Source organism: Candidatus Clostridium stratigraminis (genome assembly GCF_045310675.1).
Taxonomy (GTDB): domain Bacteria; phylum Bacillota; class Clostridia; order Clostridiales; family Clostridiaceae; genus Clostridium_AT; species Clostridium_AT stratigraminis.
This window is the reverse complement of the sequence record NZ_JBJHZZ010000007.1, coordinates 109,632-129,445: the sequence shown is the minus strand read 5'-3', so window position 1 is coordinate 129,445 and position 19,814 is coordinate 109,632. Positions and strand designations below refer to the sequence as shown.

The window sequence follows — 19,814 nt, the reverse complement described above, 5'->3', positions numbered from 1 at the left end:
AGCATGGTGACATGTTCAGCTGACTAATACTAATAGGTCGAGGGCTTGACCAAATAATTTAATCTGTGCAATTTTGAGAAAACAAATTCTCTTGATTTCTTACATAACGTAAGAAATAGTTGGTGATGATGATGCAAAGGTTACACCCGTTCCCATACCGAACACGAAGGTTAAGCTTTGAGATGCCGATGGTACTGCTTGGGTGACTAAGTGGAAGAGTAGGTAATTGCCAATAAATATGGCTCCTTGGTCAAGCGGTTAAGACACCACCCTTTCACGGTGGTAACAGGGGTTCGATTCCCCTAGGAGTCACCATATATTATGCAGGCGTGGCGGAAATGGCAGACGCACTAGACTTAGGATCTAGCGCCTACGGCGTGGGGGTTCGACTCCCTTCGCCTGCACCAAAGTTAAGAACTTCTTGAGATTATTTTTTAAGAAGTTCTTTTCTTCATTTTAAATAAATATGCTTAATTTCTCTACGGTATGACAAGAATAAAAAAATACTTGTCAAAGAAATAGTTCTATTGTATAATATAATAGTTGCGATGTTATAACAGCGATGAAGCAAGAGGTAGCCGACTTCCGGGAAATTCTTTGCTGAGTATGCTTGGTCAAGAACTAAGCGACGGAGTTTTGTAAAGTGTTATTGCGTTTTCTTATATGAAACACCCGGAGCAGTTTACGGAACATCCGCTGTTGTGCGTAGGAAGTAAAGCGTGCGATGAAAAGGAGGGAAAATAAAATGGCAAAACAAAAAATCAGAATCAGGTTAAAGGCTTTTGATCACAATATATTGGATCAATCAGCTGAAAAAATTGTTGAAACTGCGAAATCAACAGGAGCTAAGGTGGCTGGACCAGTTCCGCTACCAACTGAAAAAGATGTTATTACAATCTTAAGAGCTCCACATAAGTACAAAGATTCAAGAGAGCAGTTCGAAATTAGAACACATAAGAGATTAATAGACATAATCAGTCCATCACCAAAGACTGTTGATGCTCTAATGAGATTAGACTTGCCAGCAGGTGTTGATATTGAAATAAAACTTTAGTCGTACATAATACTGTACGAAATTAATTTGAACTATTATGATTGCTAGGCAATCCGCTAATATGTTTAGGAGGTGCAAAGGTTATGAAAAAAGCTATACTAGGTAAAAAGCTTGGTATGACTCAAATATTTGATGAAAACGGAAAAGTGATTCCAGTTACTGTTGTTGAAGCAGGACCATGTGTTGTAATTCAGAAGAAAACTGTTGAAAATGATGGTTATGAAGCAATACAGGTAGGTTTTGGTGAAGTAAGAGAAAGTTTAAGAAACAAGCCAATGAAGGGACACTTCACAAAGGCAGGAGTTTCCTTAAAAAGATATGTAAAGGAGTTAAGACTTGAAAATTCTGCAGAATATGAGATTGGTCAGGAAATAAAGGCTGACGTATTTGCAGCAGGAGATAAAGTTGACGTTTCAGGAATATCAAAAGGAAAAGGATTTGCTGGAGTTATAAAAAGATGGAACTTCCATAGAGGGCCTGAGACTCACGGATCTAAATTCCACAGAGCTGTTGGTTCAATGGGAGCATCATCTTATCCATCAAGAACATTTAAAAATAAAAAAATGCCAGGACACATGGGTAATGTTAATACTACAGTATTAAATCTAAAAGTTGCAAAGGTAATGCCAGAAAAGAATTTAATTCTTATCAAAGGTGGAATACCTGGTCCAAATAAGGGTTTAGTAGTAATCAAAAACTCTGTTAAAGCTTAAGTTTTGGTAGAAAGGAGGATACAGAATGCCTACAATAGGATTGTTTAATAAAGAAGGACAAAAGGTTGGAGATATCCAATTATCAGAAAACATATTTGCTGCTCCAATTAACACATATGCAATGCATCAAGTTGTTGTTGCTCAGCTTGCAAATAAAAGACAAGGAACTCAGTCAGCAAAGACTAGAGCTGAAGTTTCTGGAGGCGGTATAAAGCCTTGGAGACAAAAGGGAACTGGTAGAGCTAGACAAGGTTCAACAAGATCACCACAATGGATTCATGGTGGTATTGTATTTGCACCAAAGCCAAGAGATTATAGCATGTCAATACCTAAGAAAATGAGAAGAGTTGCACTAAAAGCTGCTTTATCAACAAAGGTTGTTGACAATAACCTAATTGTTTTAGAGAGCCTAGAGTTAGCTGCCCCTAAGACTAAGGAAGTTGCTGCAATGCTTAATGCTTTTGATGTAAAGAAAACATTAATAATTACTGCAGAAGTAAATGAAAATGTTTATAAGTCAGCAAGAAATATTGAAGGTGTAGAAATTATACCAGTTAATAATATTAATGTTTATGACTTATTAAAATATGAAAAATGCATAGTTACTAAAGATGCTGTATCTAAAATTGAGGAGGTGTATGCATAATGAAGCTAACTAATTATGATATTATTAGAAGACCAGTAATAACTGAAAAAAGTATGGCTTCTATGTCAGATAAAAAATACACTTTCATAGTTGACGTACATGCAAATAAAACTATGGTAAAAAGTGCAATTGAAGATGTTTTCGGTGTAAAAGTTGATGAAGTTAAAGTTATGAACATCATGGGTAAGAACAAAAGAGTTGGTGTTCATGTGGGTAAGAGACCAGATTACAAGAAAGCTATTGTTAAATTAACTGCAGATAGCAAATCAATAGAGTTCTTTGAAGGAATGTAATTAATAATGCAGGTATTGGCTGAGCGCCAGAAAAGCTAAAAGAAGGAGGGAATCACGAATGGCAGTTAAAAAGTTTAATCCTACCACACCTTCTAGAAGACAAATGACTATGCCTACTTTCGAAGAGATAACAACAGATATACCAGAAAAATCTCTTCTTGTAGCAAAAAAGAAGACTGCAGGTAGAAATAATCAAGGTAAAATAACTGTTAGACATCACGGTGGTGGTGCAAAACAAAAATATAGATTAATTGATTTCAAAAGAGATAAGGATGGTATTCCAGCAAAGGTTACTACAGTAGAATACGATCCAAATAGATCAGCATATATAGCGCTTGTTACTTATGCTGATGGTGAAAAGAGATACATCATTGCTCCAGTAGGACTTAAGGTTGGAGATAAAGTTGTATCTGGTGCTGATTCTGATATAGTTGTTGGTAATACATTACCATTAAAGAATATACCAGTAGGTACTATAATTCACAACATTGAATTAACAGCTGGTAAAGGAGCACAACTAGTAAGAAGTGCAGGTGCTTCAGCACAGCTTATGGCTAAGGAAGGTAATTATGCAACTCTAAGACTTCCAAGCGGCGAAATGAGATATGTTCGTATTGAATGTAGAGCTACAATTGGTACAGTTTCTAACTTAACTCATGAAATTGTTAACCTTGGTAATGCAGGAAGAAAGAGACACTTAGGTGTTAGACCAACTGTTAGAGGATCTGTTATGAATCCTAATGACCATCCACATGGTGGTGGAGAAGGTAAATCTCCAATAGGTCATCCAGGACCACTTACTCCATGGGGCAAGCCAGCTCTTGGTTATAAGACTAGAAAGCATAAGAAGTACTCTGATAGATTAATAGTTAAGAGAAGGAATACTAAATAATTTAGAAGAGAATGTTTAATTCTCTTCCTAAATTATTGTCTAATATAAGATGGTAGAATGAAGGGAGGCAATATCTGTGAGTAGATCAGTTAAGAAAGGACCTTTTGTTCATGAGGGATTATTAAAGAAAATAAATGAAATGAACAAAGTTGGAGAAAAGAAAGTTATTAAGACATGGTCTAGAAGTTCAACTATATTTCCACAAATGATTGGTCATACAATAGCTGTACATGATGGAAGAAAGCACGTTCCTGTTTACATATCAGAAGATATGGTAGGGCACAAGTTAGGAGAATTTGTACTAACTAGAACTTATAGAGGTCATGTAGATAGAACAGAAAAGAAGACTGGAATAAAATAGTCTTGGGAAGGAGGTCACAATCAATGGAAGCTAAAGCTATTGCAAAATATATAAGAATGTCTCCAATGAAGGTTGGAATTGTTCTTGATCTAGTAAGAAATAAGAATGTTAAAGAAGCTTTTGCTATATTACAATACACTCCGAAGGATGCTGCTGTAGTAGTTAATAAACTATTAAAATCTGTTGTAGCTAATGCGGAAAATAATTTAAATTTAGACGTTAATAGACTATATGTGGCTGAAGCATATGTAGGTCAAGGACCAGTATTAAAAAGGTTTAGACCACATGCACAAGGAAGAGCTTTCAGCATAAAGAAGAGAACAAGTCACATAACTCTAGTAGTTAAAGAAAGAGCGTAAGAAGGAGGGATATCTAGTGGGACAAAAAGTACATCCACACGGACTAAGAGTTGGTGTAATAAAAGATTGGGATGCTAAATGGTATGCTAATAACAAAAACTTTTCAGATTATATTATAGAAGATAATAAAATTAGAGAATTTGTAAAAGCAAAACTATTCCAATCAGGAATATCTAAAATAGAAATAGAAAGAGCTGCTAAGAGAGTTAAACTTAATATATTTACTGCAAAACCTGGTATGGTTATTGGTAAAGGTGGCCAAGGAATTGAAGCACTAAAAAAAGAGTTAATTTCTATGGTTGGAGATAAAACACTTTTAATAAACATTGTTGAAGTGAAAAATCCTGAGACTGAAGCTCAATTAATGGCTGAGAATATTGCTCAACAGTTAGAAAAAAGAATAGCTTTTAGAAGAGCAATGAAACAAACTATTCAAAGAGCAATGAAGCAAGGAGTTAAGGGAGTTAAAACTGAGTGTTCTGGAAGACTTGGCGGAGCTGAAATTGCAAGGTCTGAAAGATATCATGAAGGAACAATTCCACTACAAACTTTAAGGGCTGATATAAATTATGGATTTGCAGAAGCTGACACTACCTATGGAAAAATAGGAGTTAAGGTTTGGGTTTATAAAGGAGAAGTACTTCCAACAAAGAAAGTTAATAAGGAAGTAGCTAACGCATAAGGAAGGAGGATTACGATATGTTAATGCCTAAAAGAGTTAAACATCGTAAGGTTCAACGCGGCAATATGAGAGGTAAAGCTACTAGAGGAAACTTTATAGCTTACGGAGATTTTGCCATTCAAGCTACTGAACCAGGATGGATTACAAGTAATCAAATTGAATCTGCGAGAATTGCAATAAATAGATATGTTAAAAGAGGGGGAAAACTTTGGATAAAGATTTTCCCAGATAAACCAGTCACTGAAAAGCCAGCTGAAACTCGTATGGGTTCCGGTAAAGGTTCACCAGAATTCTGGGTAGCAGTTGTTAAACCAGGAAGAGTTTTATTTGAATTATCAGGTGTGTCTGAAGAAGTTGCTAGAGAAGCAATGAGACTTGCATCACACAAACTTCCAGTTTCAACTAAGTTTGTTACTAGAAGAGATTTTGAGGAAATGGGTGGTGAGATTAATGAAGGCTAATGAGTTAAGAGATATTAGAGAAAATACTCCTCAAGATTTATCAGAAAAATTAAATAGCCTAAAAGCTGAGTTATTTAACTTAAGATTTCAACTAGCTACTGGGCAACTTGAAAATCCAATGAGAATTAGAGAAGTTAAAAAATCCATAGCCCAAATTAAGACCATCCTTAGGGAAGCTGAATTAAGGGCATTAAGACAGTAATACTGGAAGGAGGAGTGTCCAAGTGGAAAGAGGAATAAGAAAATCAAAAATCGGTAGAGTTGTTTCAGATAAAATGGATAAGACAGTAGTTGTTGCTGTTGAAACGAAAGTACGTCATCCACTATATGGTAAGATAATGAATAGAACTACTAAGTTTAAAGTTCATGATGAGAATAATGAAGCAAAATTAAATGATAGAGTTTTAATAATGGAAACAAGACCATTATCAAAGGATAAAAGATGGAGACTTGTTGAAATAGTTGAGAAAGCTAAATAGCTTTAACACTGAAAGGAGGGTATTTACATGATACAGCAACAAACAATGTTAAAGGTAGCTGATAACACTGGTGCAAAGGAAATTATGTGCATTAGAGTTTTAGGTGGATCTTGGAGAAAGTATGGAAACATTGGTGATGTAATAGTTGCTAGCGTTAAAAGTGCAACACCAGGCGGAGTTGTTAAAAAAGGTGATGTGGTAAAGGCAGTAATTGTTAGATCTGTAAAAGGATTAAGAAGAGCTGACGGATCCTATATAAAGTTTGACGAAAATGCAGCAGTTATAATTAAAGATGATAAACAGCCAAAGGGGACTCGTATCTTTGGACCTGTTGCTAGGGAGCTAAGGGATAAAGAATATACAAAGATTCTTTCATTAGCACCTGAAGTTCTATAAGACAGGGAGGTGGCTATAATGGAAAATAATAAATTACATGTTAGAAAAAAAGATACTGTAATGGTTATATCAGGTAAGGATAAAGGCAAAGTTGGCGAAGTTCTAGCTGTATTACCTAAGACAGGTAAAGTTCTAATAAAAGGTGTTAATATAATCAGCAAACATACAAAACCTAGCAAGACAAATATGCAGGGTGGAATTGTTAAGAAGGAAGCACCAATATTTAGTTCTAAAGTTATGTTATATTGCAATCACTGCAAGAATGTAACAAGAATAAGCCATAAGATACTTGATGACGGAACTAAAGTTAGAGTATGTAAGAAGTGCGGAGAAACATTTTAATGTTTGAAAGGAGGTATAACTAATGGTTCCTAGACTACAAGAAAAATATGAAAAAGAAGTCGTTCCAGCTTTGATGGAAAAGTTTGGATATAAAAATATAATGGAAGTTCCAAAGCTTGATAAAGTTGTTGTAAATATGGGCGTTGGAGAAGCAAAAGAAAACGCTAAGGTTCTTGAATCAGCTATGGCTGATATGCAGCTAATAACTGGTCAAAAACCAATTTTAACAAGAGCTAAGAAATCAGTTGCAAACTTTAAAATAAGACAAAACATGCCAATAGGCTGTAAGGTTACTCTAAGAAAGAGCAGAATGTTTGAATTTGCTGATAAGCTTATGAATGTTGCTCTCCCTAGAGTTAGAGACTTCAGAGGAATTTCAGATAAATCTTTTGATGGAAGAGGAAATTACTCCTTAGGAATTAAGGAACAGTTGATATTCCCAGAAGTTGAATATGATAAAATTGACAAAGTAAGAGGTATGGATATAATATTTGTTACTACTGCGAAGACTGACGAGGAAGCAAGAGAATTACTTAGATTCCTTGGAATGCCATTTGCTCAGTAATTAAGGAGGGAAAAACGTGGCACGTAAAGCTTTGATAGAAAAGTGGAATAAAGAGCCTAAGTATTCAACTAGAGCTTACACTAGATGCAGAATTTGTGGAAGACCACATGCTGTATTAAAAAAATTTGGAATATGCCGTATTTGTTTTAGAGAGCTTGCATACAAAGGTCAAATACCTGGATGTAAGAAAGCAAGCTGGTAATAGAGCTTATTGAATGAAAGGAGGCACAAATCAATGGCAATGACAGATCCTATTGCAGATTTACTAACCCGTATTAGAAATGCTAATGTGGTTAGACATGAAATGGTAGAAGTTCCGTCTTCAAATATAAAGAAGGCTGTTGCAAATATAATGCTACAAGAAGGATATCTTAAAAACATAGAGGAATATAATGATGGTTCCGTACCTATGTTAAGACTTACAATGAAATATGGTGCTAATAAGCAAAGAACAATAACAGGACTTAGAAGAATTTCTAAGCCAGGACTTAGAGTTTATTGTGGAAAAGAAGAAACTCCAAAGGTGCTAAATGGACTAGGAGTTGCAATAATCTCTACTTCAAAGGGAATTGTTACTGATAGAGATGCAAGAAAATTAGGACTAGGTGGAGAAGTTATCTGCTACATCTGGTAGTTTAACAGAGGAGGTGCAATCAATGTCAAGAATAGGAAAACTTCCAGTAGCTATACCAAGCGGTGTTAATGTTACAGTAACACCAGATAACGTTGTTACTGTAAAAGGACCTAAAGGCCAGCTTGTTAAAGCTATGAGCACAAAAATAAATATAGCTGTTGAGGACAATTCAATAGTTGTAACTAGAAATAATGATGAAAAAGAGCAAAAGGCTCTACACGGTTTAACTAGAGCTTTAGTTAATAACATGGTTACTGGTGTTACAACAGGATACCAGAAAACTTTAGAGTTAGTTGGTGTTGGTTATAGAGCAACACTTCAAGGTAAGAAATTAGTATTAAGTCTTGGATATTCCCATCCAGTTGAAATAAATGCAGTTAGTGGAATAGATTTTGAAACTCCAGCTCCTACAAAAGTTATCGTTAAAGGTATTGATAAAGAGTTAGTTGGAGCAATAGCAGCAGATATTAGAACTTGGAGAAAACCTGAGCCATATAAAGGTAAGGGTATTAAGTATGATAACGAAGTTATTAGACGTAAAGAAGGTAAAACTGGTAAGAAATAAATGAGGTAATCATAAGTCAATGCGTATAAAGCAATTTAGAGTATTGACAAATAGAGAAAGGAGTGTACTTCATGATTAGAAAAGATGATAGACAAGAAGCTAGAGTTAGACGTCATTTAAGAATCCGTAAAAAGGTTTCTGGGACTGCTGAAAGACCTAGATTAGCAGTATATAGAAGTGAAAGAAACATATATGCTCAAATAATTGATGATGTTGCTCAAGTAACTTTAGCTGCAGCTTCAACATTAGATAAAGAATTTAATGGTGTTGGAAGTAATAAGGCAGCAGCTAAAGAAGTTGGTAAGCTTATTGCCATGAGAGCAGCAGAAAAAGGAATTAAGTCTGTAGTATTTGATAGAGGCGGATTTATATATCACGGAAGAATACAAGAACTTGCAGAAGGCGCAAGAGAAAATGGACTAGAATTCTAAAAAAAGGAGGGAAATAAATGAGAATTGATCCTAGCACACTAGAGCTTAAAGAAAAAGTTGTTTTTATAAATAGAGTTGCTAAGGTTGTTAAAGGTGGTAGAAATTTCAGATTCAGCGCTCTTGTAGTTGTTGGAGATGAAAATGGCCACGTTGGCGTTGGCATTGGAAAATCTATAGAAATTCCTGAAGCTATAAGAAAAGGAATTGAAGATGCAAAGAAAAATCTTGTTAATGTACCTATCGTTGGAACAACAGTTCCTCATCAAATAGCTGGAGAATTTGGTAAAGGTAAAGTTCTTATAATGCCTGCTTCAGAAGGTACTGGAGTAATCGCAGGAGGTCCTGCTAGAGCAGTTCTTGAACTTGCAGGATTAAAAGATGTTAGAGCTAAGTCTCTTGGATCTAATAATCCAAGAAACATGGTTAATGCTACTATTAATGGTTTGGCAAGTCTAAGAACAGCTGAAGATATAGCTAAGCTTAGAGGCAAGACCGTTGAAGAAATTCTAGGTTAGGAGGGTTTGACTATGGCTAAGTTACAGATTACACTAAAGAAAAGTCTAATAGGAAGATTAGACAGTCATATAGCTACAGCTAACGCTCTTGGACTAAGAACAATTGGTAAGAGCGTTGAAAAAGAGGATACTCCTCAAATAAGAGGTATGATAAATAAAATAAACTATCTTTTAGAAGTAAAAGAAGTATAATTGAGGAGGTGTAGATAATGAGACTTCAAGATTTAAAGCCTGCTGAGGGTGCTAAAAAAAGCCCTAAAAGAGTTGGTAGAGGAACTGGTTCAGGATTAGGTAGAAATTCTGGAAAAGGTGAAAAAGGACAATGGTCAAGATCAGGCGGCGGAGTAAGACTTGGATTCGAAGGCGGTCAGATGCCTTTATTTAGAAGACTTCCAAAGAGAGGTTTTACTAACATATTTGCAAAAGAATATGCTGCAATAAATATTGATAGACTAAATATTTTTGAAGATGGTACTGTTGTAACACCAGAATTATTACTTGAAAGAAGAGTAGTAAGCAAATTATACGATGGTGTAAAAGTACTTGGAAATGGGGATTTACAGAAGAGCTTGACAGTTAAAGCAGCGAAATTTACAAAAACTGCAGCTGAGAAAATACAAGCGGCTGGGGGAAAAATTGAGGTGGTATAAATGTTATCAACCCTACGTAATGCATGGAGAACTCCCGACTTAAAGAAAAAATTATTATACACTTTATTCTTCGTTGCAATATATAGAATCGGAAATCATATCTTAGTTCCAGGAGTTGATAATACTGCACTGCAGAACATTGCTAACTCAGGAACTCTACTTGGATTTTATGATTTAATTTCAGGTGGTGCTTTCAGTAAGTTTAATATATTTGCAATGGGTGTTATTCCGTATATTAACGCATCTATCGTTCTTCAGTTATTGACTATTGCAATACCTTATTTAGAACAGCTTTCTAAAGAGGGTGAAGATGGAAGAAAAAAGATTCAAAATTATACTAGATATGCAGCAGTTGGATTTGCCATATTACAGTCTTTTACGACTTACGTGCTAATAGCAAATCAACATGCACTAAAAGACACTTCAACTTTGAGTGTATTTATTATAATGTTGACTGTTACTACAGCCTCCATATTTCTAATGTGGCTAGGTGATCAGATAACAGTTAAGGGACTTGGTAATGGTATTTCTCTTTTAGTTTTTATTAATATTATATCAAGACTTCCTTTATCTATTTATCAAGTTGCGGGACTCCAAAAGGCAGAAGAAGTTAACGTAGTACAGGTTATAATGTTTATAGCAGTTATTGCAGTCTTATTATTAGCAGTTATTGTGATGAGTTTAGCTGAAAGAAGAATACCTGTTCAATATGCAGGGAAAACAGTTGGAAATAAGTCCTTTAAAGGACAATCAACTCATATACCTATAAATATGAATGCTACTGGGGTTATTGCGATTATATTTGCAACTTCAGTTATGCAATTTCCAGCTACAATTGCTCAGTTTTGGCCAAATTCAACTGTGTTTCAAGTAATAACATCAGGGAAGTTTAGTCCATTTAAATCTAACTCATGGATGTATTCCATTGTGTTCTTTTTATTGATATTATTCTTTTCCTGGTTTTATGCACAAGTTACCTTTAAGCCAGATGAAATGGCTGAAAATATGCATAAGTCCTCTGGTTTTATTCCAGGAATAAGACCAGGTGATAGTACAGCAAAGTATATTGAAAAAGTTTTGACTAGAGTAGCACTAATTGGCGGAGCTTTTGCTGCAATTATTGCTGTTTTTCCAGTAATTATGCAGGGGTATACTAAATTCCAAGGTATTCAATTTGGAGGAACTAGCTTACTAATTATGGTTAGTGTCGCATTGGATACTATGAGACAAATGGAATCCCATTTAGTAATGCGTCATTATCAAGGATTTTTAAAATAACTTTCTGGAGATGGTGCAATTGAAAATAGTATTAATAGGGCCTCCTGGTGCTGGGAAAGGTACTCAAGCAAAATCAATAAGCAGCAAATTTTCAATATCTCACATATCTACTGGTGATATTTTCCGAAAGAATATTTCGGAAATGACACCCCTAGGTATTGTTGCAAAGAAGGACATTGATAAAGGGCAATTAGTATCTGATGAAATCACAATCGTCTTAGTTGAGGAAAGATTAGAGCAGCCGGATTGTAGAAATGGTTACTTATTAGATGGTTTTCCGCGTACAATCGTGCAAGCAAAGGCTTTTGACAAGTACTTAGAAAAGATGAATGAAGAACTAGATTATGTTTTATTAATTGATGTCCCACATGAATTTATCATCAATCGTATGAGTGGAAGAAGAGTTTGTCTCTCTTGTGGTGCAAGTTATCACAAAACATTTAATCCTCCTATTGTAGAAGGGAAATGTGATTACTGCGGCAGTGAGATTGTTCAAAGAGTAGACGATATGGAAGACACTGTAAAACGAAGACTTGAGATTTATGATCTTCAAACTCAGCCTTTAATTAATTATTACAAGGAGAAAAATAAGCTTGTAGTTGTTGATGGAACTCAATCAATAGATGATGTATTTAAGAATATTTGTGAGATCCTAGGGAGAGATATTTAATGATAATAATAAAAAATGATTTAGAAATAGAGTATATGAGGAATGCGGGTAGGCTTGTTGGAGAAACCTTAGCAAGACTTGAACAAGTAATAAAGCCAGGAATAACCACTGCTGAAATTGATAGAATAGCAGAAGAGTTCATTGTGAGTCATAATGCAAAGCCATCTTTCAAAGGTTATCATGGGTTTCCTGCTTCCATATGTGCTTCTGTTAATGAAGAAGTAGTACATGGATTTCCAAGTGGCAGGGTATTAGAGGAAGGTGACATAATAAGTATTGACTGCGGGGCTATATTAAATGGCTACCAAGGAGATGCGGCAAGGACTATTCCCGTAGGAAAAGTTTCTGCTGATGCAGATAAGCTAATTCAAGTTACTAGAGATAGCTTTTTTAAAGCGGTAGAAAAGGCCTGCGTAGGTAATAGGCTTACAGATATTTCAGCTGCAGTACAAAATTATGTTGAAAGTTATGGATATTCAGTTGTTCGTGACTTTGTAGGTCATGGCATTGGTAGAGATATGCATGAAGATCCTGAAGTACCTAACTTTGGAAGACCAGGAAGAGGGCCTAAACTAGTACATGGCATGGTATTAGCTATTGAGCCAATGGTTAATATAGGTGATTATGATGTGAAAGTTCAGGCAAATGACTGGACTGTTGTAACAGCTGATGGCAGCCTGTCAGCACATTATGAAAATACTGTAGCCATTTTAAAGAACGGACCAGAAATACTAACACTTGTCTAATGAGGTGGTATATTTGACTAATTTGGATATAATCGGAAGGCTTGCTTATTCAATATCCGGAAGAGACAAAGATAAACTTTTTATAATACTAGGTATAATAAATAAGGATTATGTCTATATTTCAGATGGGAAGTTAAGGCCTACAGAAAGACCTAAGAAGAAAAAGATGAAGCACCTTAAGATTACAAATGATACTGCTGAAGAAATTAAAGAAATTTTAGAAGCAGGAGATAAGGTTAGTAATAGTACAGTAAAAAAGGTTATAGAAAGAATGAACTCTAAGGAGGAGGTTTGATTACCTTATGTCAAAAGATGATGTAATTGAAATGCAGGGTAAGGTATTAGAAGCACTACCTAATGCTATGTTTAGAGTTGAATTAGAAAGTGGTCATGAAATACTGGCACATTTATCAGGAAAATTGAGAATGAATTTTATAAGAATTATACCAGGTGATAAAGTTACTGTGGAGTTATCTCCATATGACTTAACTCGCGGTAGAATTACTTGGAGAGCGAAGTAATAAGGAGGGTTAGCCATGAAAGTAAGACCATCAGTAAAACCAATATGCGAAAAGTGCAAGGTTATAAAGAGAAAAGGAAGAGTCATGGTTATTTGTGAAAATCCTAAGCACAAGCAGAAGCAAGGCTAGTAAATGTTAATACTGTTTTAGGTGCGGCTGACAATAGATGCTGTCTATTGACCTAAAGCTTTAATATATATATATTCATTAATAAGTATGTACTTTTGATTAAAACCTAGGAGGTGTAAGATTTAATGGCAAGAATAGCAGGTGTTGACCTACCAAAGGAAAAAAGAGTTGAAATAGGTCTAACATATATATATGGTATAGGATTACCAAGTTCAAAAAATATACTAAAAGAAACTGGAGTTAATCCAGATACAAGAGTAAAGGACTTAACTGAAGAAGAAGTTAATGCACTTAGAGACTACATTAACAAGAACTTCAAGGTTGAAGGAGATCTTCGAAGAGACGTATCTCTTAGCATTAAGAGATTAGTTGAAATAGGATGTTATAGAGGAATAAGACATAGAAAAGGACTTCCTGTTAGAGGTCAAAGAACTAAGACTAATGCAAGAACAAGAAAAGGCCCAAAGAGAGCTATGGGGGCTAAAAAGAAGAAATAATAGGGAGGTATGAAAATGGCAGCTCAGTCTAAAGTTAAGAAGACTAGAAGAAGAAAAGAAAGAAAGAACGTTGAACACGGCGCTGCACATATAAAATCCACTTTTAATAACTCTATAGTTACACTTACAGATAAAAATGGAAACGCTTTATCATGGGCAAGTGCAGGTGGATTAGGTTTTAGAGGATCAAGAAAAAGCACTCCATATGCAGCTCAAATGGCAGCTGAAGTAGCTGCTAAGGCCGCAATGGAACATGGCTTAAGAAGTATTGAAGTATATGTTAAAGGACCAGGAGCAGGTAGAGAAGCTGCAATAAGATCTCTTCAAGCTGCAGGACTAGAAGTAACTTTAATAAAAGACGTAACTCCAATACCACATAATGGCTGCAGACCACCTAAGAGAAGAAGAGTTTAGTTAGCAGCTGTATTCACATATAAATACAGGAGGTGTAGAATTTAATGGCAAGATATACTGGAGCTCACTGCAGACAATGCAGAAGAGAAGGAATGAAGCTATTCCTTAAAGGGGATAGATGTTATACAGATAAATGTGCATTTGCTAGAAGAGGCTATGCGCCAGGACAGCACGGACAAGGTAAGAAAAAGTTATCTAACTATGGTGTTCAATTAAGAGAGAAGCAAAAAGCTAAGAGAATCTACGAATTACTTGAAGGTCAATTCAGAAAGTACTATGAAAAGGCTGAAAGAATGAGGGGAATCACTGGTGAAAATCTTTTAAAACTTCTAGAGATGAGACTTGATAATGTAGTATTTAGATTAGGTTATGGATCTTCAAGAAGAGAAGCTAGACAGTTAGTAAATCATGGACATTTCTTAGTAAACGGAAGAAAGGTGGATATTCCATCATTTGAAGTTTCAGTAGGTGATGTTATAACTGTTTCAGAAAAGAGCAGAAGTAGCGAGAGATTCAAAGTATTTGCTGAAAATCCTAAGGCTCTTCCAAATTGGATACAAGGAAATGTAGAAAATTTTGAAGGAAAAATTGTTGCTGAACCAGCTAGAGCTGACATAGACATTCCAGTAAATGAAACATTAATAGTTGAGTTATATAGCAAGTAATAAAAAGGAATCAGTTGCCCTCATAATAGAGATAAATTAATAAATAAGGAGGGTTATAATAATGTTAGAAATAGAAAAGCCAAAAATTGAATGTACTGAGCTTAATGAAGATGGCAGCTATGGTAAATTCGTAGTTGAGCCATTAGAACGTGGATATGGTATAACACTTGGCAATGCACTAAGAAGGATTTTATTGTCTTCACTACCTGGTGTTGCAGCAACTTCTGTAAAAATCGAAAATGTACTTCATGAATTCTCAACTGTTCAAGGGGTAAAAGAGGATGTAACAGAATTAGTGCTGAATATTAAAGGTTTAGCAATAACAATGATTGGTGAGGGTCCAAGAACAATATATATCGATGCTAAAGGCGAAGGCGAAGTAACAGCAGGAGATATTAAAACTGATGGAGATGTTGAAATAATCAATAAGGATTTACATATAGCAACCTTAGATAATAATGGCAGGCTTTATATGGAAATTATTATTGATAGGGGTAGAGGTTATGTATCTCAAACTAAGAATAAGAATGAGAACCTACCAATTAATACTATTCCTGTAGACTCAATTTATACACCAGTTAAAAGAGTTAATTTTACTGTTGAAAATACTAGAGTAGGTCAAATAACTGACTATGATAAATTAACTTTAGAAATATGGACTAATGGTACTATTAACCCTGATGAAGCTATAGGATTATCTGCAAGGATTCTTATAGAACATTTTAAACTATTTACTACATTAACTGATCATGCAAATAATGTAGAAATTATGGTTGAAAAAGAAGAAGATAAGAAAGAAAAAGTTTTAGAAATGACAATTGAGGAACTTGATCTTTCTGTTAGAAGCTATAATTGCTTAAAGAGAGCTGGAATTAATACAGTTCAAGAATTAACTCAGAGATCTATGGATGATATGATGAAGGTAAGAAACTTAGGTAAAAAGTCTTTAGAAGAAGTTGAGCAAAAGCTTGATGCTTTAGGACTAGGCTTAAGGGTAAGTGAAGAATAATAAGGCTGTTTGTAATTTCAAATGAGTCTTATAAACAACTTAACTTTCTAAATTGATTCGTATTTCACGAGTTTATAAAAGGAGGTAAAGACATGGCAGGATATCGTAAGTTAGGTCGTCCAACAGACCAAAGAAGAGCAATGCTTAGAAACTTAGTTACAAGTTTTCTTAAGCATGGAAAGATAGAAACTACTGATACTAGAGCAAAGGAAACTAGAAATATTGCAGAAAAGATGATCACTCTTGCAAAAAGAGGAGATCTTCATGCAAGAAGACAAGTACTTGCTTTTGTTACTGAAGAAACAGTAGTAAATGATTTATTTGAAAAGGTTGCACCAAAGTACGCTGAAAGAAACGGTGGATATACTAGAATGTACAAAGTAGGTCCAAGAAGAGGCGACGGAGCAGAAATGGTTATACTAGAGTTAGTATAATGTGAAAAGGGATTAAGTTACTAACTTAGTCCCTTTTTTGCAATAGAGGCATAACAATAGCAGATTGTTATGTGCCCTTGGGGAATACAAGGAGCAAAACAATGAATAATTGTTTTGTGCTCCAAAGGGATACTTGGAGGTTTTTTATGAATAACAATATGGTGGAGTGTAAGAATCTTCTGTACAAATATACTTCTGAAGATAATACTGCTGGTAAAATAGCAGTTAATGACATAAACTTAGAGGTTAAAAAAGGTGAGTTTATAGTTGTCCTAGGACGTAATGGTTCTGGGAAATCAACCCTAGCTAAACATATCAATGCCTTACTTTTACCTAGTGGTGGAAAAGTTTTAGTGGATGGCTTAGATACATCTAATCTATCAGAGGTCTGGAATATTAGAAATAAGGCAGGTATGGTATTTCAAAATCCAGATAATCAATTAGTTGCTACTATTGTGGAAGAGGATGTGGCTTTTGGACCGGAAAATTTGGGTATAGAACCTAAAGAAATTAGAAAAAGAGTAAATGAGGCTTTAAAAACTGTTGACATGCTGGAATACAGAAGACATGCACCTCATCTTTTATCTGGTGGTCAAAAGCAGAGAATAGCCATAGCAGGCATATTAGCTATGAGACCAGAGTGCATTGTTTTCGATGAACCTACAGCGATGCTGGATCCAATAGGTAGAAGAGAAGTTATGAAGACAATAAAGCAAATAAATAGAGATTTTGGAATTACTATTATTCTTATAACTCATTTTATGGAAGAAGCTGCACAAGCAGACAGAATTATAGTTATGGATGAAGGCAATATTATTATGCAGGGAAAACCAAGGGAAATTTTTAATCATGTATCTGAAATGAAAAAGATTGGCTTGGATGTTCCGCAGGTAACTGAGCTTGCCTATGAACTTAAGAAAAGCGGACTCAATATTAATACAGATATATTAACGATAAATGAGATGGTGAGTGCATTATGCCAATTAAAATAGAGAATTTAACGCATACTTATATGAAAAGATCTCCATTTGAAAAAAAAGCCTTAGATGATGTATCAATAGAAATAAGGGATGGAGAGTTTGTTGCACTTATAGGACATACAGGCTCCGGAAAGTCTACATTGATACAACATATTAATGGGCTTCTAAAAGCTGACAGCGGCAAAATATATGTTAATGATATTGACATTACTGAAAAAGGTGTAAAACTGAGTGATATTAGAAAGAAAGTTGGCCTTGTATTTCAATACCCAGAATACCAATTGTTTGAAGAGACAATTGAAAAAGATATAGCTTTTGGACCAAAAAATTTGGGCCTTTCTGAAGCTGATATAAATAAAAGGGTTAGAAAAGCTATGGAAATGGTTGGGCTTGACTATGAGACCTATAAAGATAAATCTCCCTTTGATCTAAGCGGAGGACAAAAAAGAAGAGTAGCTATTGCTGGGGTTGTAGCAATGGAACCTTCTGTGCTTATTTTAGATGAGCCAACTGCAGGATTAGATCCTAAGGGCAGAGATGATATATTAAATCAAGTCAAACTTCTTCATAATGAATACCATATGACAATCATATTGGTTTCACATAGCATGGAAGATGTTGCTAAGGTAGCAGATAGAATATTAGTAATGCATAAGGGTAAATGCATATTAGATGGCCCGCCAAGTAAAATATTTAATGAAATAGACACTCTGGAAAGTGTAGGGCTAGCTGTTCCTCAAGTTACTTATTTAATGCGAAGCCTTAATGAAAAAGGCTTTCCTGTATCTAAGGAAGCATATACAATTGATCAAGCTAAGAAAGAGATATTAAAGGTTTTAAGGGGGGCTGAAGATGATTAAAGATATTACTATTGGCCAATATATACCTGGCGAATCTTTCGTACATAAGTTAGATCCTAGGGTTAAAATATTAATCTCTATAGTCTACGTTATATCTCTATTCTTAGTCAATAATTTTGAAGGATATATTTTTGTTATAGCATTTACTGCAATTTCAATTGCTATATCTAAAATTCCTTTCAGGTATATTTATAAAGGCTTGAAACCTATTTTTGTGTTATTGTTATTTACTGCCATAATTAATATACTTATGACAAATGGAACTGGGGAGCCCTTGTTCCATTATGGAGTTATAAGAATATATAGAGAAGGCTTAGTGCTGGCTGCCTTTATGATACTGAGACTAACCTTTTTAATTATAGGAACTTCCTTATTGACCCTGGCAACTTCACCAATTGAGCTTACAGATGGTATAGAAAAATTATTAAATCCTTTTAAAAAAATTGGAGTTCCTGCTCACGAGCTTGCTATGATGATGACTATTGCATTAAGATTCATTCCCACACTTATGGATGAAACTGATAAAATAATGAAAGCTCAGAAGGCAAGAGGGGCAGATTTTGAAAGCGGAAATTTACTAAATAGGGCAAAAAATTTAATACCTTTACTAGTACCGTTGTTTATCAGCTCCTTTAGAAGAGCAGATGAGCTGGCAATGGCAATGGAAGCACGATGTTACAGGGGTGGAGAAGGCAGAACAAGAATGAAAGAACTGCATCTTACAAATAAAGATTTTCTTGGAGGCCTCTTTACAATTATATTTACCATATTGTGTATCGCAAGCAGGTTCTGGTGGAAGGCAGTATAGTGTAATTAATTATGAGAAATATTAAGCTTACCATTGAATATGATGGAACAAATTACGCAGGCTGGCAGAAACAAAAAAAGGTTATTACAATTCAGCAGAAACTAGAAGAGGCTATTGAATCAATTATTAATAATAGGGTTAAGGTTATTGGCTCAAGTAGAACAGATGCTGGTGTACATGCACGAGGCTTTGTTGCAAATTTTATGACAGAAAGCAATATAAGTATTAAAAGCTTTAAAGATGCAATAAATAGCAAGCTGCCAAAGGATATTGTAATTCTTAGTTCTGAAGAAGTTAATATGGATTTTCACTCTAGATATTCATCAATCGGTAAAAGGTATAGTTATACTATTTTAAATAGGCATGAGCCAACTGCACTGGAGAGAAATTATCTATATCATTATAAAAAGCAGCTTGATTTTCATGCTATGGAGGCGGCTTCCACCTATTTTATTGGTGAACATGATTTCTCTGCCTTTAAGGCTGCAGGAAGTTCTGTGAAAACTACTGTGAGAAATATTAAAAGTGCATATCTGCAAAAACATGAAGATAAAATTATATTTTACATTGAAGGCGACGGCTTTTTGTATAATATGGTTAGGATAATGACTGGTACACTTATAGATGTTGGAATTCATAAGCTTAAACCTTATGAGATTTTAAATATAATAAAATCTAAGGATAGAACTAAGGCAGGCAAGACAGCTCCTGCATCAGGGCTATGTTTAGAAGTTGTTTATTACTAGAGGAAAATTGTTGACACGC

The 19,814-nt window shown here is 34.9% G+C and carries 36 protein-coding genes, 2 tRNA genes and 1 rRNA gene; all 39 read left to right on the top strand.

Annotated features, from left to right (window positions below):
* Positions 1 to 118 precede the first annotated feature (118 nt).
* The 39 genes from rrf to truA all read left to right on the top strand — a co-directional run bounded on the left by rrf (position 119) and on the right by truA (position 19,795).
* Positions 119 to 235: ribosomal RNA gene (gene rrf, locus ACJDUG_RS11665) — 5S ribosomal RNA — on the top strand.
* A gap of 5 nt (positions 236 to 240) precedes the next feature.
* Positions 241 to 315 (top strand) — tRNA-Glu (locus tag ACJDUG_RS11660).
* 8 nt (positions 316 to 323) lie between these two features.
* Positions 324 to 407 (top strand) — tRNA-Leu (locus ACJDUG_RS11655).
* Between the two features lie 338 nt (positions 408 to 745).
* Positions 746 to 1,054, top strand: a complete 309-nt coding sequence (gene rpsJ / locus ACJDUG_RS11650; protein WP_252131656.1) for a 30S ribosomal protein S10 — start codon at positions 746 to 748, stop codon at positions 1,052 to 1,054.
* A gap of 83 nt (positions 1,055 to 1,137) precedes the next feature.
* Positions 1,138 to 1,767 carry a 50S ribosomal protein L3 gene (gene rplC, locus ACJDUG_RS11645; protein ID WP_406770052.1) on the top strand — a complete coding sequence of 210 codons (630 nt, stop codon included), beginning with the start codon at positions 1,138 to 1,140 and terminating at the stop codon, positions 1,765 to 1,767.
* A gap of 25 nt (positions 1,768 to 1,792) precedes the next feature.
* Complete coding sequence (gene rplD / locus ACJDUG_RS11640) at positions 1,793 to 2,413, top strand: 50S ribosomal protein L4 (RefSeq protein ID WP_406770051.1); 621 nt, start codon at positions 1,793 to 1,795, stop codon at positions 2,411 to 2,413.
* Entirely contained in the window at positions 2,413 to 2,706 is a 294-nt protein-coding gene (gene rplW / locus ACJDUG_RS11635) for a 50S ribosomal protein L23 (RefSeq protein WP_406770050.1), read from the top strand. The genes rplD and rplW overlap by 1 nt, the downstream gene beginning before the upstream one ends.
* Before the next feature lie 58 nt (positions 2,707 to 2,764).
* Positions 2,765 to 3,598, top strand: coding sequence for a 50S ribosomal protein L2 (rplB, locus tag ACJDUG_RS11630; protein WP_406763101.1), 834 nt, complete (start codon positions 2,765 to 2,767; stop codon positions 3,596 to 3,598).
* Positions 3,599 to 3,674: 76 nt separating this feature from the next.
* Complete coding sequence (gene rpsS / locus ACJDUG_RS11625; protein WP_406763102.1) at positions 3,675 to 3,959, top strand: 30S ribosomal protein S19; 285 nt, start codon at positions 3,675 to 3,677, stop codon at positions 3,957 to 3,959.
* A 23-nt stretch (positions 3,960 to 3,982) separates the two neighbouring features.
* A complete protein-coding gene (gene rplV, locus ACJDUG_RS11620; protein ID WP_406763103.1) occupies positions 3,983 to 4,318 on the top strand; it encodes a 50S ribosomal protein L22 in 336 nt (111 codons plus the stop codon).
* A 16-nt stretch (positions 4,319 to 4,334) separates the two neighbouring features.
* Complete coding sequence (gene rpsC / locus ACJDUG_RS11615) at positions 4,335 to 5,000, top strand: 30S ribosomal protein S3 (protein WP_406763104.1); 666 nt, start codon at positions 4,335 to 4,337, stop codon at positions 4,998 to 5,000.
* A gap of 17 nt (positions 5,001 to 5,017) precedes the next feature.
* Entirely contained in the window at positions 5,018 to 5,461 is a 444-nt protein-coding gene (gene rplP / locus ACJDUG_RS11610) for a 50S ribosomal protein L16 (RefSeq protein WP_406763105.1), read from the top strand.
* Positions 5,451 to 5,663 carry a 50S ribosomal protein L29 gene (gene rpmC, locus ACJDUG_RS11605; protein WP_406763106.1) on the top strand — a complete coding sequence of 71 codons (213 nt, stop codon included), beginning with the start codon at positions 5,451 to 5,453 and terminating at the stop codon, positions 5,661 to 5,663. Before rplP ends, rpmC begins: the two co-directional genes overlap by 11 nt.
* 22 nt (positions 5,664 to 5,685) lie before the next feature.
* Entirely contained in the window at positions 5,686 to 5,940 is a 255-nt protein-coding gene (gene rpsQ / locus ACJDUG_RS11600) for a 30S ribosomal protein S17 (RefSeq protein ID WP_406770049.1), read from the top strand.
* 27 nt (positions 5,941 to 5,967) lie between these two features.
* A complete protein-coding gene (rplN, locus tag ACJDUG_RS11595; RefSeq protein WP_406763108.1) occupies positions 5,968 to 6,336 on the top strand; it encodes a 50S ribosomal protein L14 in 369 nt (122 codons plus the stop codon).
* A gap of 18 nt (positions 6,337 to 6,354) precedes the next feature.
* A complete protein-coding gene (rplX, locus tag ACJDUG_RS11590; protein WP_406763109.1) occupies positions 6,355 to 6,678 on the top strand; it encodes a 50S ribosomal protein L24 in 324 nt (107 codons plus the stop codon).
* A 22-nt stretch (positions 6,679 to 6,700) separates the two neighbouring features.
* Positions 6,701 to 7,243 carry a 50S ribosomal protein L5 gene (gene rplE, locus ACJDUG_RS11585; RefSeq protein ID WP_406763110.1) on the top strand — a complete coding sequence of 181 codons (543 nt, stop codon included), beginning with the start codon at positions 6,701 to 6,703 and terminating at the stop codon, positions 7,241 to 7,243.
* Positions 7,244 to 7,259: 16 nt separating this feature from the next.
* Positions 7,260 to 7,445, top strand: a complete 186-nt coding sequence (locus tag ACJDUG_RS11580) for a type Z 30S ribosomal protein S14 (protein WP_406763111.1) — start codon at positions 7,260 to 7,262, stop codon at positions 7,443 to 7,445.
* 33 nt (positions 7,446 to 7,478) lie between these two features.
* On the top strand, positions 7,479 to 7,877 hold the full coding sequence (gene rpsH, locus ACJDUG_RS11575) for a 30S ribosomal protein S8 (RefSeq protein WP_406770048.1): 399 nt from the start codon (positions 7,479 to 7,481) through the stop codon (positions 7,875 to 7,877).
* Between the two features lie 22 nt (positions 7,878 to 7,899).
* On the top strand, positions 7,900 to 8,442 hold the full coding sequence (gene rplF / locus ACJDUG_RS11570) for a 50S ribosomal protein L6 (RefSeq protein ID WP_406770047.1): 543 nt from the start codon (positions 7,900 to 7,902) through the stop codon (positions 8,440 to 8,442).
* Positions 8,443 to 8,513: 71 nt separating this feature from the next.
* The gene (gene rplR, locus ACJDUG_RS11565; RefSeq protein WP_406770046.1) at positions 8,514 to 8,873 is read left to right on the top strand and encodes a 50S ribosomal protein L18; all 360 of its coding nucleotides are present in this window, start codon (positions 8,514 to 8,516) and stop codon (positions 8,871 to 8,873) included.
* A gap of 17 nt (positions 8,874 to 8,890) precedes the next feature.
* On the top strand, positions 8,891 to 9,388 hold the full coding sequence (rpsE, locus tag ACJDUG_RS11560; protein WP_406763115.1) for a 30S ribosomal protein S5: 498 nt from the start codon (positions 8,891 to 8,893) through the stop codon (positions 9,386 to 9,388).
* 12 nt (positions 9,389 to 9,400) lie between these two features.
* Entirely contained in the window at positions 9,401 to 9,580 is a 180-nt protein-coding gene (gene rpmD / locus ACJDUG_RS11555; RefSeq protein ID WP_406763116.1) for a 50S ribosomal protein L30, read from the top strand.
* A gap of 17 nt (positions 9,581 to 9,597) precedes the next feature.
* Entirely contained in the window at positions 9,598 to 10,038 is a 441-nt protein-coding gene (gene rplO / locus ACJDUG_RS11550; protein ID WP_406770045.1) for a 50S ribosomal protein L15, read from the top strand.
* Entirely contained in the window at positions 10,039 to 11,316 is a 1,278-nt protein-coding gene (gene secY, locus ACJDUG_RS11545) for a preprotein translocase subunit SecY (protein WP_406770044.1), read from the top strand.
* A gap of 19 nt (positions 11,317 to 11,335) precedes the next feature.
* Positions 11,336 to 11,986: an adenylate kinase gene (locus tag ACJDUG_RS11540; protein WP_406770043.1), complete on the top strand. Its 651-nt coding sequence runs from the start codon at positions 11,336 to 11,338 to the stop codon at positions 11,984 to 11,986.
* The gene (gene map / locus ACJDUG_RS11535) at positions 11,986 to 12,732 is read left to right on the top strand and encodes a type I methionyl aminopeptidase (RefSeq protein WP_406770042.1); all 747 of its coding nucleotides are present in this window, start codon (positions 11,986 to 11,988) and stop codon (positions 12,730 to 12,732) included. The genes ACJDUG_RS11540 and map overlap by 1 nt, the downstream gene beginning before the upstream one ends.
* A gap of 13 nt (positions 12,733 to 12,745) precedes the next feature.
* The gene (locus ACJDUG_RS11530) at positions 12,746 to 13,027 is read left to right on the top strand and encodes an RNA-binding protein (RefSeq protein WP_406770041.1); all 282 of its coding nucleotides are present in this window, start codon (positions 12,746 to 12,748) and stop codon (positions 13,025 to 13,027) included.
* Positions 13,028 to 13,034: 7 nt separating this feature from the next.
* Entirely contained in the window at positions 13,035 to 13,253 is a 219-nt protein-coding gene (gene infA, locus ACJDUG_RS11525; protein ID WP_406763121.1) for a translation initiation factor IF-1, read from the top strand.
* 15 nt (positions 13,254 to 13,268) lie between these two features.
* Positions 13,269 to 13,382, top strand: a complete 114-nt coding sequence (gene rpmJ, locus ACJDUG_RS11520; RefSeq protein ID WP_003373491.1) for a 50S ribosomal protein L36 — start codon at positions 13,269 to 13,271, stop codon at positions 13,380 to 13,382.
* Between the two features lie 125 nt (positions 13,383 to 13,507).
* On the top strand, positions 13,508 to 13,879 hold the full coding sequence (gene rpsM / locus ACJDUG_RS11515) for a 30S ribosomal protein S13 (RefSeq protein ID WP_406770040.1): 372 nt from the start codon (positions 13,508 to 13,510) through the stop codon (positions 13,877 to 13,879).
* Positions 13,880 to 13,894: 15 nt separating this feature from the next.
* Positions 13,895 to 14,293 (top strand): 30S ribosomal protein S11, encoded by a 399-nt coding sequence (rpsK, locus tag ACJDUG_RS11510; RefSeq protein ID WP_406763123.1) that lies wholly within the window; start codon positions 13,895 to 13,897, stop codon positions 14,291 to 14,293.
* A 44-nt stretch (positions 14,294 to 14,337) separates the two neighbouring features.
* Positions 14,338 to 14,958: a 30S ribosomal protein S4 gene (gene rpsD / locus ACJDUG_RS11505; protein WP_406770039.1), complete on the top strand. Its 621-nt coding sequence runs from the start codon at positions 14,338 to 14,340 to the stop codon at positions 14,956 to 14,958.
* 61 nt (positions 14,959 to 15,019) lie between these two features.
* Positions 15,020 to 15,967 (top strand): DNA-directed RNA polymerase subunit alpha, encoded by a 948-nt coding sequence (locus ACJDUG_RS11500; protein WP_406770038.1) that lies wholly within the window; start codon positions 15,020 to 15,022, stop codon positions 15,965 to 15,967.
* A gap of 92 nt (positions 15,968 to 16,059) precedes the next feature.
* A complete protein-coding gene (gene rplQ, locus ACJDUG_RS11495; RefSeq protein WP_406763126.1) occupies positions 16,060 to 16,401 on the top strand; it encodes a 50S ribosomal protein L17 in 342 nt (113 codons plus the stop codon).
* A gap of 146 nt (positions 16,402 to 16,547) precedes the next feature.
* On the top strand, positions 16,548 to 17,393 hold the full coding sequence (locus ACJDUG_RS11490) for an energy-coupling factor transporter ATPase (protein WP_406770037.1): 846 nt from the start codon (positions 16,548 to 16,550) through the stop codon (positions 17,391 to 17,393).
* On the top strand, positions 17,378 to 18,241 hold the full coding sequence (locus ACJDUG_RS11485; RefSeq protein WP_406770036.1) for an energy-coupling factor transporter ATPase: 864 nt from the start codon (positions 17,378 to 17,380) through the stop codon (positions 18,239 to 18,241). The genes ACJDUG_RS11490 and ACJDUG_RS11485 overlap by 16 nt, the downstream gene beginning before the upstream one ends.
* Positions 18,234 to 19,049, top strand: coding sequence for an energy-coupling factor transporter transmembrane component T family protein (locus tag ACJDUG_RS11480; protein ID WP_406770035.1), 816 nt, complete (start codon positions 18,234 to 18,236; stop codon positions 19,047 to 19,049). The genes ACJDUG_RS11485 and ACJDUG_RS11480 overlap by 8 nt, the downstream gene beginning before the upstream one ends.
* Before the next feature lie 11 nt (positions 19,050 to 19,060).
* A complete protein-coding gene (gene truA / locus ACJDUG_RS11475; protein ID WP_406770034.1) occupies positions 19,061 to 19,795 on the top strand; it encodes a tRNA pseudouridine(38-40) synthase TruA in 735 nt (244 codons plus the stop codon).
* Positions 19,796 to 19,814: the final 19 nt, after the last annotated feature.

Coding starts and splice junctions, on each gene's coding strand:
- secY (WP_406770044.1), top strand. CDS start 10,039: ATGTTATCAACCCTACGTAATGCATGGAGAACTCCCGACTTAAAGAAA.
- rplW (WP_406770050.1), top strand. CDS start 2,413: ATGAAGCTAACTAATTATGATATTATTAGAAGACCAGTAATAACTGAA.
- rplB (WP_406763101.1), top strand. CDS start 2,765: ATGGCAGTTAAAAAGTTTAATCCTACCACACCTTCTAGAAGACAAATG.
- rplF (WP_406770047.1), top strand. CDS start 7,900: ATGTCAAGAATAGGAAAACTTCCAGTAGCTATACCAAGCGGTGTTAAT.
- ACJDUG_RS11485 (WP_406770036.1), top strand. CDS start 17,378: ATGCCAATTAAAATAGAGAATTTAACGCATACTTATATGAAAAGATCT.
- rplR (WP_406770046.1), top strand. CDS start 8,514: ATGATTAGAAAAGATGATAGACAAGAAGCTAGAGTTAGACGTCATTTA.
- rplQ (WP_406763126.1), top strand. CDS start 16,060: ATGGCAGGATATCGTAAGTTAGGTCGTCCAACAGACCAAAGAAGAGCA.
- rplC (WP_406770052.1), top strand. CDS start 1,138: ATGAAAAAAGCTATACTAGGTAAAAAGCTTGGTATGACTCAAATATTT.
- rpsJ (WP_252131656.1), top strand. CDS start 746: ATGGCAAAACAAAAAATCAGAATCAGGTTAAAGGCTTTTGATCACAAT.
- ACJDUG_RS11480 (WP_406770035.1), top strand. CDS start 18,234: ATGATTAAAGATATTACTATTGGCCAATATATACCTGGCGAATCTTTC.
- rplP (WP_406763105.1), top strand. CDS start 5,018: ATGTTAATGCCTAAAAGAGTTAAACATCGTAAGGTTCAACGCGGCAAT.
- rpsM (WP_406770040.1), top strand. CDS start 13,508: ATGGCAAGAATAGCAGGTGTTGACCTACCAAAGGAAAAAAGAGTTGAA.
- rpmC (WP_406763106.1), top strand. CDS start 5,451: ATGAAGGCTAATGAGTTAAGAGATATTAGAGAAAATACTCCTCAAGAT.
- ACJDUG_RS11490 (WP_406770037.1), top strand. CDS start 16,548: ATGAATAACAATATGGTGGAGTGTAAGAATCTTCTGTACAAATATACT.
- rplD (WP_406770051.1), top strand. CDS start 1,793: ATGCCTACAATAGGATTGTTTAATAAAGAAGGACAAAAGGTTGGAGAT.
- rpsE (WP_406763115.1), top strand. CDS start 8,891: ATGAGAATTGATCCTAGCACACTAGAGCTTAAAGAAAAAGTTGTTTTT.
- infA (WP_406763121.1), top strand. CDS start 13,035: ATGTCAAAAGATGATGTAATTGAAATGCAGGGTAAGGTATTAGAAGCA.
- rpmD (WP_406763116.1), top strand. CDS start 9,401: ATGGCTAAGTTACAGATTACACTAAAGAAAAGTCTAATAGGAAGATTA.
- map (WP_406770042.1), top strand. CDS start 11,986: ATGATAATAATAAAAAATGATTTAGAAATAGAGTATATGAGGAATGCG.
- truA (WP_406770034.1), top strand. CDS start 19,061: ATGAGAAATATTAAGCTTACCATTGAATATGATGGAACAAATTACGCA.
- rpsD (WP_406770039.1), top strand. CDS start 14,338: ATGGCAAGATATACTGGAGCTCACTGCAGACAATGCAGAAGAGAAGGA.
- rpsK (WP_406763123.1), top strand. CDS start 13,895: ATGGCAGCTCAGTCTAAAGTTAAGAAGACTAGAAGAAGAAAAGAAAGA.
- ACJDUG_RS11500 (WP_406770038.1), top strand. CDS start 15,020: ATGTTAGAAATAGAAAAGCCAAAAATTGAATGTACTGAGCTTAATGAA.
- rplE (WP_406763110.1), top strand. CDS start 6,701: ATGGTTCCTAGACTACAAGAAAAATATGAAAAAGAAGTCGTTCCAGCT.
- rplN (WP_406763108.1), top strand. CDS start 5,968: ATGATACAGCAACAAACAATGTTAAAGGTAGCTGATAACACTGGTGCA.
- rpsH (WP_406770048.1), top strand. CDS start 7,479: ATGGCAATGACAGATCCTATTGCAGATTTACTAACCCGTATTAGAAAT.
- rpmJ (WP_003373491.1), top strand. CDS start 13,269: ATGAAAGTAAGACCATCAGTAAAACCAATATGCGAAAAGTGCAAGGTT.
- rplV (WP_406763103.1), top strand. CDS start 3,983: ATGGAAGCTAAAGCTATTGCAAAATATATAAGAATGTCTCCAATGAAG.
- rplO (WP_406770045.1), top strand. CDS start 9,598: ATGAGACTTCAAGATTTAAAGCCTGCTGAGGGTGCTAAAAAAAGCCCT.
- rplX (WP_406763109.1), top strand. CDS start 6,355: ATGGAAAATAATAAATTACATGTTAGAAAAAAAGATACTGTAATGGTT.